The organism is Streptomyces canus, from assembly GCF_041435015.1.
In the GTDB taxonomy this organism is placed as follows: Bacteria; Actinomycetota; Actinomycetes; order Streptomycetales; family Streptomycetaceae; genus Streptomyces; species Streptomyces canus_G.
This window is the reverse complement of record NZ_CP107993.1, coordinates 26413-36848: the sequence shown is the minus strand read 5'-3', so window position 1 is coordinate 36848 and position 10436 is coordinate 26413. Positions and strand designations below refer to the sequence as shown.

Annotated in this window: 8 protein-coding genes; 6 read left to right on the top strand and 2 right to left on the bottom strand. The window is 67.9% G+C overall.

The annotated features are described in order from the left end of the window. Positions 1 to 553 precede the first annotated feature (553 nt). The 6 genes from OG841_RS48585 (at position 554) to OG841_RS48560 (ending at position 8078) form a co-directional block, all read left to right on the top strand. A complete protein-coding gene (locus OG841_RS48585; protein WP_331722381.1) occupies positions 554 to 2959 on the top strand; it encodes a DEAD/DEAH box helicase in 2406 nt (801 codons plus the stop codon). A gap of 58 nt (positions 2960 to 3017) precedes the next feature. After that, entirely contained in the window at positions 3018 to 5114 is a 2097-nt protein-coding gene (gene tap / locus OG841_RS48580) for a telomere-associated protein Tap (protein WP_331722380.1), read from the top strand. A gap of 4 nt (positions 5115 to 5118) precedes the next feature. Further along, positions 5119 to 5676, top strand: coding sequence for a telomere-protecting terminal protein Tpg (tpg, locus tag OG841_RS48575; protein ID WP_328643880.1), 558 nt, complete (start codon positions 5119 to 5121; stop codon positions 5674 to 5676). A 176-nt stretch (positions 5677 to 5852) separates the two neighbouring features. Continuing rightward, on the top strand, positions 5853 to 6182 hold the full coding sequence (locus OG841_RS48570) for a deoxyxylulose-5-phosphate synthase (protein WP_328643879.1): 330 nt from the start codon (positions 5853 to 5855) through the stop codon (positions 6180 to 6182). A gap of 832 nt (positions 6183 to 7014) precedes the next feature. Then, positions 7015 to 7170 (top strand): hypothetical protein, encoded by a 156-nt coding sequence (locus OG841_RS48565; protein ID WP_365123873.1) that lies wholly within the window; start codon positions 7015 to 7017, stop codon positions 7168 to 7170. A 467-nt stretch (positions 7171 to 7637) separates the two neighbouring features. Continuing rightward, positions 7638 to 8078, top strand: a complete 441-nt coding sequence (locus OG841_RS48560; RefSeq protein WP_331723138.1) for a hypothetical protein — start codon at positions 7638 to 7640, stop codon at positions 8076 to 8078. Between the two features lie 45 nt (positions 8079 to 8123). Here the strand turns inward: OG841_RS48560 and OG841_RS48555 are convergent, their stop codons facing one another. Both OG841_RS48555 and OG841_RS48550 read right to left on the bottom strand, forming a co-directional pair. Beyond that, positions 8124 to 8963: a nucleotidyl transferase AbiEii/AbiGii toxin family protein gene (locus OG841_RS48555; protein ID WP_328643876.1), complete on the bottom strand. Its 840-nt coding sequence runs from the start codon at positions 8961 to 8963 to the stop codon at positions 8124 to 8126. Between the two features lie 159 nt (positions 8964 to 9122). Further along, positions 9123 to 10367 carry a type IV toxin-antitoxin system AbiEi family antitoxin domain-containing protein gene (locus tag OG841_RS48550; protein WP_365123870.1) on the bottom strand — a complete coding sequence of 415 codons (1245 nt, stop codon included), beginning with the start codon at positions 10365 to 10367 and terminating at the stop codon, positions 9123 to 9125. Positions 10368 to 10436: the final 69 nt, after the last annotated feature.

Below are 10436 nucleotides of genomic sequence, written 5' to 3'. Positions count from 1 at the left end.
GCGCTGGCGCGCTGCATAGGGAACGGCTCCGCTGACGCTCCGCCAGATTCCCCCGCGAGCGCGGGAATCGAATTCCGCAAGCGGAATTCTGGGTGCGTGTCAATTCGCGCAAGCGCGACTTGGGGGAATCCCGCAAGCGGGATTCCTGGGGCTGGCAGTGGGGGTGGGTGCGTCAGGCGCGGGTCTGTGTAGGGCTTGGGATTCCCGGCTATCATCTCTGTAACGGATGTGACGGACCGTCGGACTGATGGGGTGCCGGCCTCGCGGTGGTGACGGGTTCCGCTGCGCTCCACCCTGAACTCCTCCCCCGCTGGCTGGCCTGTCCCGACATGTTTGCCAATGGCCTGTCAGCCTACAGGGTAACCGGCCGTTCGCGAGTGAGATTGAGTCACTGTGTCACCCTCGGGCGCAGGAGTTGGTGTGCGGGTGATGCATCACGAGTTGTGGCTGTGTAGAGTCTGGGATTAGGTGCTACACCCTACCGCCGCGCACCTTGCGCCTGGATTCTATTTGCTATTACGCGCTGCATTCCGCGAAAGGGAGAGCACGGGGCATGGCCGTGAAGTTGCGTGATCACCAGATCGAGGCCGTTGCTGCCATTGTGCGGGGTCTTGATGTTCCGCCGGGTGGTATTCCCTGGAATGGTCTTCGTGGGCAGGTGCACGCCGCGTGTGGGACGGGGAAGACCATCATGGCGGCGGCGTCGGCGAGGCGGCTTGTGCCCAGGGGGCGTGTGCTCGTGCTGGTGCCGACGCTGGATCTGCTGGCGCAGACGGTGAGGGCGTGGCATGAGGCCGGGCACAAGGGGCCGGCGGTTGCGGTGTGTTCGCTTCAGGACGATCCGGGGCTGTGGTCGTTGAAGGTGCGCTCCACGACGAACCCGATCCAGTTGGCGCTGTGGCATGGGCAGGGGCCGGTGACCATCTACGCCACCTACGCGTCTTTGGGTGTACTGGCGGAGGCTTTCGAGGGTGTCTACGGCCAGCAGTTGGCCCCGGTGGACTTGGCGGTGGTTGATGAGGCGCACCGGACGTCAGGGTCGATGGGGAAGGCTTGGGCGGCCATCCATGACCAGAGCGTCATCCCGGCGTACCGGCGGCTGTACCTGACGGCCACACCGCGGATCTGGGAAGAGCGGCTGAGCCGGGAGGTTGCTGAGGGAGTGCGGGATCCGCTGCCGCGGGAGATGGCAGCGTCCATGGACGACGAGACCGTCTTCGGGCCCGTCCTGTACAAGCTCAGCTTGGCGTCGGCCGTCTCGCGGGGGTTGCTGGCGCGGTACCAGATCATCGTCCTGGAGCTGAAGGACCCGGTCGTCACCCCGGAGAAGCTGATGGGCGAGGAGCGGCACAGCGAGGAAGTGCGCGGGCAGCGGCTCGGAGCCCTGCAGGCCGCGCTCCTGCACACGATGGCGCAGCACGACCTGTCGACGTGCATCACCTTCCACCACCGCACCATCGAGGCACAGGCCTACGCAGAGGGCTTGGAGCGGGTGGCGGCGAAGCTGCACGCGGATCAGCCGGAGACGTACCCGGCTCGGATCTGGGCCGACTGGCTGTGCGGCGAACACGTCCCCGAGCACCGGCGGGAGGTTCTCGGCTCGTTCGGGTCCACGGCGCAACGGGCCGTGCTCTCCAACTGCCGTGTCCTGGGCGAGGGCGTCGACATCCGCGCGGTGGACTCCGTCGCCCTGCTGGACCCCAAGGGCGCGCCGCACGACATCGTCCAGGCCATCGGCCGGGCACTCCGCCAAAAGCCCGGACAAGGCAAACTCGCCTCCTTGATCGTGCCCGTCTTCCTCCAGCCCGGAGAGCAGCCCGAGGACATGTTCACCTCCGGGTCCTACCGGCCCCTGGTGAAAGTCCTGGAAGGACTGCGGGCCCACGATGAAGAAGCCGTGGAACTGCTGGCCATTCCCCAAGAGCCCCGGAAGGACGTCGCCCAACCGTCCGTGAACATCGGCACGCCGCCCGAGGAAGGCGAAGCCGAATCACGGCTGCTGCTCCGATTCGCCGCCCCCAGAGATCCCGTGACGGTCGCCGACTGGGTCAGCTTCAACGTGATCGACACCGAACGCCAGGACTGGGCCCGCGCCTGGACGAAACTCAAGACATACGTCGAACGGGTCGGGAACGCCCGCGTGCCCTACGGACACCGTGAAGGCGCCACACCACTTGGACAATGGATCGCAGAACAACGACGCGCCCACACAGCCGGACAGATGACCGGCCAACGCGCGAGGCGGCTCGAACAACTCGGCATGGTCTGGAGCCTCGCTGACGAACGCTTCCAGGAAAACCTCGAAGCCACCAAGGCCTACTACGAGCAGCACTGGACACTCTGCGCCCCGAGGTCGGCGACCATGCTCGACCGGCCGGTCGGGCAGTGGCTGTCCAACCTCCGCCGCGCGGGTGCGCTGGAGGGTCACCCGGAGTGGAAGGCCGCGCTGGAGGCCGTAGACCCGGACTGGAACCCGGTGTGGCCGGCGGACTGGCAACGCCACTACGCCGCACTACGCGAGCTCGTGGCCGACGAAGACGGACAGGCCGGTGAGACCGAGGTACTGCCCGGGTTCACCATCCACGGCATGGACATCGGGAAATGGCTGGCCAAGCAGCGCACCCGGTCGGTCTGGGAGGCCCTGGCGGCCGGACAGCGCGAACGCCTGGAACAACTCGGCATCACACCGCCCACTCCGGCCCTGGAGCTGGAAGCGCCCGCGAAGCCGCCCACAACGCCCGTGAGCGCCTTCGAGAAGGGCGTCGCGGCCCTGACGCAGTACAAAACCCGGGAAGGGCACCTGACAGTGCCCAGGGGGCACGTAGAAGCCCTGCCGGACGGGACCGAAGTCCGCCTTGGGGTATGGACCATGAACCAGAAAACCCGCCGCACCAAACTCGGTGACGACAAACTCGCCGCACTCGCCACGCTGGGACTCGAATGGGCGGCGGAAGGTTAAGGAAGGGGCTAAGTTACTGGATAAGTTTAGGTTGGATCTCGAGTAAAGGGTGCGGGGCATGCCATCTGAGGAAGAGCTGTTCGCGTCCGTCGACGCTCTATTGAACGAGGAGCCGCACCTGCCGCCCCCGACGGAGCGGGCCCGGCTCCGTGAAGCTGCCGGCATCACCCAGGCCCGCCTCGCCACCGCGCTGAAGACCACAACCCAGTCGGTGAAGAACTGGGAGAACGGCCGAAGCGAACCGAAGTCACCACGCCTGGACGCCTACCAGCGGCTACTCAACGGATGGGCAGCCAAGCACCCCGCCCCCAACGCCCCCTCAGCTACCGCGAAGGCCCCGACTGCACCCACCCCACCCGCCACGCCCGAGGCGGAGTCGGCAGACGCCCCGCCGTCTGACGTTCCGGGTGCGGGACCAGGGCGTCCCGCCACCCGGTCCGGCGCGACGTCGCGGCGTCAGGCCGTTGAAAAGGCTGCGAGGCCGGGAGCCGATCCGCGGTTTCCGCATGGCCCGCTCGCGGTCCTGGACGGTGACGGCTCCGCGTACGGCACGGGCGGCATCGTGCTCGACTGCCCGGCGACGACCGTGGTGGAGCTGGTGGAGTGGACGCTCAGGGAATCCGGGCTCGGTGCGCCGCGTCTGCACCGCAACGGCAAGGACAGCGACCCGTTGATCGTGCTCACCGCCGCGGCCGCCGTGAAGCTCGGACTGCCCGAGCGCCTGGAGGGCCATGAGCAGCGCCGCTCCCTGCGCCTTGCGGAGGATCACCCGGTGGTCAAGCAGGTGGTGAAGGCGAAATGGCGACTCACCCAGCGCGGGTTCGGGCCGTGGGCCAGGATCTACCGCAAGGCGCAGGGGCGCGAGCGGCAGTGCGTTCAGCTGGCGGTCCTGTCGTGGGACGCCCTCGATGAGCGGTCCTGGCCCGGTGTGACGGAGATGGAGCCGGCCGACGTCGCCCGCGTCCTGGGCATCTACGCCCAGCGGGTCATCACCCCGCGCGGGTCGACGGCCGTGTCCGGGCTGGAGCTGATGACGGCGCTGCGCCCGCCCACCCGCGCGGTGCAGGACCCGCAGACGGGGAACTGGGTGCCCGGCCACAACCCCGGCTCGCTCGGGACGGAGCCGATGGACCCCGCGCCGCCGGAGGCCACCGCCGAACACCCCGTCGTCGTGAACTCCGGCTGGAGCGGCGGGTTCCTGAACGAGGAGGCGTACCAGTGGGTGCGCGACGTCAGCCTGCTGACGGATGAGGAGTGCACGCTGCCGTACGCGGTCGGCCTGGACCTGAACACCGCGTTCCTCGCCGCCGCGGCCCGCCTGGTCGTCGGCCTGTCCGCCCCGGACCACTTCCACGCCCCGACGTTCAACCCGAAGATCCCCGGCTCCTGGCTGGTCGATCTCTCCCACGTGGAGGTGGACCCGCGTCTGCCCTCGCCGTTCACGCCGGACGGCACCCGGCCGACGGGACCGGCCTGGTATCAGACGCACACCGTCGCCTACGCCCAGGAGCTCGGCTACAACGTCGCCCCGATCGAGGGGTACCTGCGCCGCGAGACCGGCGCCTACCTGGATCCGTGGCACGACCGATTGAAGACCGCCTACGTCGACACCCTCGCCGACCTCGGCGTCACCAAGGACCTGACCGACGCGGAGTTCCTGGCGGCGATGGAGCGGCACAAGGACGTCGACCCGGCGATGGCGGCCGTGCTCGCCGCCATCAAGGCGACCGTGAAGGGCGGTATCGGCAAGCTGCGCGAACGCCCCCAGGGCAAGCGCTACAAGGAGGGCGAGCGGTGGCCGGCCCTCCAGCGGCCGACCTGGCGCCCCGACATCCGCGCCGCCGTCATCTCCAAGGCCCGCATCAACATGCACCGCAAACTGCGCAACATGGCCACCATGACGGGCCTGTACCCGCTCGCCGTACTCTCCGACTGCGTCGTCTATCCCAGCCCAGGCGACTCGCCGCTGGACTTCCTCCCGTACGCCGCCTCCGGCAAGCCCCAGCCGGGCGGCTTCCGCCTCGGACCCACCCCGGGTCTGGCCAAGCTCGAGGGCGTCCAGTCCATGCTCTGGGCGGTCGACCTGATGGAGCAGGGCTACAACCCCGCCCGCCACATCAAGGGCGGCGACGCCGTCCTCGACGAAGGAGAGTAAAGCTGTGGGGGAGATCGACGACGCGATCGAGCGGGCCGACCGGGAGAGCTTCACCCGCCAGCCGCCGAAGACACTCAAAGGGCAGATCGGCTACCTGATCCGGCAGCTGGGCAGCGCCAAGGCCGTCGCGCAGGAGATCGGCGTCACCGCCGACTCCGTCAACCGCTACCGGCGCGGCGCCCGCAAACACGCCCGCCCCGACATCGCCGCGAAGATCAACGACGCGGTACGGGCCCGCTGGCAGCCACAAGTGCGCAAACGCCGGCAGAAGCGGGCCTCCACCACGACCGGAATCACTGTGGAGACCAGGGCCCGATTCGGGTACACCGCACCCATCGGCACCACCGACGACGGACGCTTCCGCCGCCTCACCGTCCACCTCCCCCCCACCTACGCACAACGCCTCTTCGACGCCCGCAACACAGGCGCCAGCGACCAGCACATGCGCCAGATCATCGCCGAAGGACTCAAAGACGTCTATTTCCAGGACGGCGGAACCCGCGCCACAGGACTCTCCGACGTCACCCTCAACGACATCGACTACCTCGACCTCGACTACTGACCACCTTCACCTGCATCCAGAACGTCAGCACCTCGATGTGACTGAGCACTTCAGTTGGCGAGTGAGCGTTCGAGTTGGCCAGTTGGGTCTGGAAGGCGTGCCGACACTCCTTCCTGGCTTCTTGATCTGTTCAATTCGTTGGTCGGCCCCCCAGGGGGATCTCTAGGGTTGAGCGCATGGCTCATGCGAAGACCTCGTACGTCTGTCTCTCTTGCCGGGCCTCCTACAAGCAGCCCTACGACAGAACGCGACAGCGGACCTGCCCCCGTTGCGCGCAGCCGCTGATCCACGCAGGTTCGGCGTTCGCCACGCCCCGACGGCGGGATACCGCGGCATGGCGGACACTGACGGTGCTGCTGAACGCCGGCGTGGGGTTCCACAAGAGCTGCTGCGGCGGGCCTGGATACCGCCCCCGGGCCCTGCGTGAAATACGCGAACGAATGACCTACGCGCAGCGCAGCGGCGAGCCCATCGCGCACGCGCTCGTCCGACAGGACGTGGGATGAGGGACGGGCCGGGAACCGAACGCTCAACTGGCCAACTGAAGCGCTCAGTCACACTCGACTGAGCCGAAGCACGGTAGTTGACACATAGGCACGCTTGTTGGCAGCAAGATCGAGCCTGGCAAACGCCGACAGTGAGCTGCTGCACAGCTCGGCCAGCGGGAGACATGGCTGTGCGGTGAGCGGGTGGTGGTGATGGGGCGGCGGGCGCGGTCGCCACGGCTGGGGTCAGCCGGTCCACAGCTGCGGTGGCCGTACTGGTTCCCAGGTCCGTCGACTTGCCGTTGTGCTACTGCCTACCGCCTGGATGAGTCCGACGGCGGCAGGCGTTTGAGCCACCACCTGGCGAGCGGATAGGCAGCCGCTGCGGCAAGGAATCCCGTCAGGGCAGTGACGGTGTGCTCATACCTGGGAAGCATCTGGCTGACGGGCTCGAAGACCAGCATTTGGGCGCCCCAGAAGGCCGCAAAGCCCGCGAACGCGCCTCCGGCCGACTCCTTGGTCCAACGCCTCCTGCCCGCCGGGGCGGGCGTGGCCGGCCGGGCGAGTTGGCCGTCCGGAGGTGGCGCGAAAGGGTCGGTCACGGCCCTGTTGTACCGGTCATCGACCAGCGTGACAAGGGGCGCTCCCCGCCTGTGGAAAGGCCCGCGCCCAACCCCCCTCCCCGGCAGCGTTCGCCGGTCGAGGAACAAGTGACGGCGTCCTCTGTGGTCTCGGCGTCGGTGCGACTTCCGCAGTGGATGGCATCCGGTCGATCGAACCGACACCGGCCTGCGCCTGCCGAAGGCGTCTGTGCCCCTTACCCGCCCGCGAACCTGACGGGCAGACTGCGCTCATGCAGCTCCCCGCCGAAGCCGTTACCGCCACCGTGCTGATCGAGGTCGTACGGATCTCCGCCTTTCCCACCAGGCGGGACGTCCCCTACCCCGGCACGGCGGTTGCCCAGTTGCCCACTGGGCCGGGAGCGAGGCCGCAGCCGCCCTGGCCCTGATCAAGAGCCTGCCCGGCAGTGAACAGCACCGCTGCGGCTTCTCGCCGGGCTGGAGCGTCCGGGCCTACGACGACTCTCTCGATCTGGCGCTGTTCGAGGCGGCATTCTGCTTCACCTGCCACGAGGTCCGCATGCAGGGAACGACGGTGCCGCCCGCTCTGGCCACGCAGTTCTTCAACCCCGGCGCCCTGCCGGCCCAGACCCTGCTGTCCCTCTTCCGCAAGGAAGCTCCGTAGCCGACCTCCCGTCAGCAAGTCCGGCCGCCGCCGACTCCGAGTGGGGCGAGCTCCCCCGCTGCTCGCGCACCGGCAGCAGGTTGCGTCGGGTAGCGCGGCCCGACCTCGCTGGGGGGTGGGGCGGGTGAAGTACTGCCAGATGAAGATGCGGCAGGACTGCATCTCCTCCCGGCGCAGCACTTTGGGGCACCCCTCGCCGTCGACGAAGCCGCCGGTATGGTTGCCCCCCCGGTGGCCCCCGGCGAAGGCGCCGACGCACCGGCGCGGGCAGATGTGTCCGGCATACGCGAAACGGCTGAACTGGCACGACGGGACATCGAAAAGATCATCAGTGAGCTCGGGGAGATCCGCCTGATGCTCACCGATCCCAACACCGGGATCAGCGCGCTGTATCAGGTGCAGGAGAGCCGGCACAGCAAGGTGCTGGAACACATCACCTACAGCACCACCGGCGTACGGGAGGAAAACCGCGAACTGCGCCGACGGCAGGGACGGATGATCGGCGATCTCGGCGAGGTTCGCTCCGCAGTCGACGATCTGCGCCGCGAGATCGCTCAGGCATGGGCGCACACTCTGGGCCTGCCCCACATCCCCGGCACCACGGCGGCCGGGCAGGTGCGCACCGCGCAGCAGACGCCAGCGCCGCCCCGAACGACTGCCGGATCTCGGTAGACCTCCGGGAACATGAAGGAAGGCGGTCTTCCGAGTCAGCGGTTTCTATGCCCAGGTGCCGTGGTGTGGGTCCCAGGTCCCTTGGGCTGTGTTGTGGAGCACGGGGTTGATGAATGCGGCGGCGGCCTGTTCCGCTTCGGCGAAGGTGCCGCAGCCCTGGAGGCCGACGACCAGGGCGGCCTGCTTGGGGTAACCGGCGTGCCAGTCGGGGCCCGGTGCCTCGAAGACGGCAGGAAGCACCACAGGGGTGCCGTTGTGCCGTCGGCGTTCGGCTTCACGGTGCAGAGCCTGGGCGACGGCCTGTCCGGGGATGGCCTCCTGCTGGCTGATCAGGAGGAGGTCGGCCAGGTCGCGGTATCGGTTGGAGCCGTGCTGGGCATTCTCGCCGTGGCGCTCGTACATGGCGCAGATCTTGTCGGCGACATGGTCGATGACGGGGTAGAGGCGGACATCGGGCCAATCCACAGGCCATTCGATGTCGACGGCGGACTTCAGGGTGCGGGTCTCCGGGGCGCCGGAGAGAGTGCGGCCCACGACGAGGTCGACCTTGATGTCGGCCACTTCGGCTGTCCCGCAGAAGACCTTGAAGTGCTGCGCGCAGCCGCGGCCCTCGTCACTGTGGTTTTCGAACTTGGTCGGGGTGTAGCGGAGGTAGTCACCCAGATCCAGCGAGGCGGCCTCGATCACCAACTGCCGGGCTTCGTCGGCGCTGCGCTCGGGGTCAACGCTTTGCAGGTCGATGTCCTGGCTGAGGCGGGCGGCGCCGCGGTAGCGGACCAGCAGGGCCTGGCCGCCTTTGATGAGCCAGCCGTCGGGTTCTTTGGTGAAGACGCGGGCCGCGAGCCGGTTGAAGTAGAAGATCTTCATGAGGTCGGAGACGCTCATGCCGGTCTTCTTCGACATGTTCAGTGCGGCTTGTTTCAAAGCCGCTCGGAACGCTGTCGGGCTCGTGTAGGTCTTGCCCATGGATCGCCCCCTGGCGTGCTGCTTCAAGGCTGCTGACTTTACGCCCGGGTTGATCATCCATCAGGTCCCTTTGGCGGGTCAGTCCGTCCCTTCTGCATCGGGGCGGCCGTCGGCTGACTCACTGTCCGGCGTGCTCTGCGAGGTGGGGGGCGATGCTGGCTGCTGGGATGCAGCAATGGAGCCGGATGCGCTTTCCAGAGCCTTGCGGACGGAAGGTGGCAGGGCCCTGTCCTGCCAGAGCTGAAGCTGATTCAGCCCACGCAGCGCCTCGGTCAGGGCCGGCAGGTGCTGCTTCCCCCGCTGCTCGAAGTCCTGGATGGCCTTGCTCAGCATGCCGAGTCCGGTGATTGTCTCGGTCAGGGCTGGGTTGGACATCCTCAGCTTCAGCTGCCGGTCGATGGCGTGGAGGGACTTACGCAGTCCGGCAAGTTCGGCGGCGTTGGGATAGTCACGCGGGAGGCCGGGGAGTTCGGCCCCCCGGATCCCGCGCAGCAGCGCGGCGGTGTCTTCCTTCCATGCCTTGACGGTGCGGGAGCTGCTCGGGGTGTGCTGGGCGAGGTAGGCGGCAAGGTCGGGGTTGTGGGCCAGCAGGTGGACGGCTGCGTCGAAGCCTTCTTGGCTGGCCCGGTCGACTTCCTGACGGCGCAGGCTCTCACCCGCCTGTTCCGCGAGGTGCTCGATGAGCTCGCGTCCGGTGGCGGTGGCTTTGAGACCGTACTTGCGGACGTAGGGCTGCACGCGTTCGGCGACGTCGTCCAGGGCGATCAGGTCGCGGCGTCCTGCTTCGGCGATGACCCCGCCGATGTGGCCGCCGTCGGCTTTTGCCTGGAGCAGGTCGGTAATGGTGCGGGTGGCGGTGGTGACCGGGAGACCATCGACCACTGTGGTCTCTGAAGGATCCAGGGACGCGGTGCGCAGGCGGACGAACGGCTCGTTCGTGGTCCGTCGGCGCGGCACGGTGATCTCGACGTCGGGGGCGGGGATGTCGCCCAGTTCGTGGAGCCGGCAGGCCGAGGCGTGGGAGATGACGCCGGAGTCCGGGTGGCCTGCCGGGCGGTCCCAGGCGAACGTCTTGGGCTGCAGGCGCAGCCAGGCGGCCTTGATCTCCACGTGACGGGGCATGCCGCCGGCGGTCAGGAGGTAGACACCGCGGCTGACGTTCTCTAGCAGGCCGGCCTCGGTCAGACGCAGCAACTGCACGGCGTTCAGGCCGAGCTCTTTGGCCTGGGCGGTGGTGACCAAGCCCCACTGGTCCGCCGCGGCTCCGGAGAGCACGGCAAGCTGTTCAGCACGGTCCATACAAAGATAATTACACAGTTCCACAGAGATAGTTACCTCTGACTGTAACTTTCTCTGCGCATTGAGCGGGAGGGGGTGTAATTTTCTCTCCCT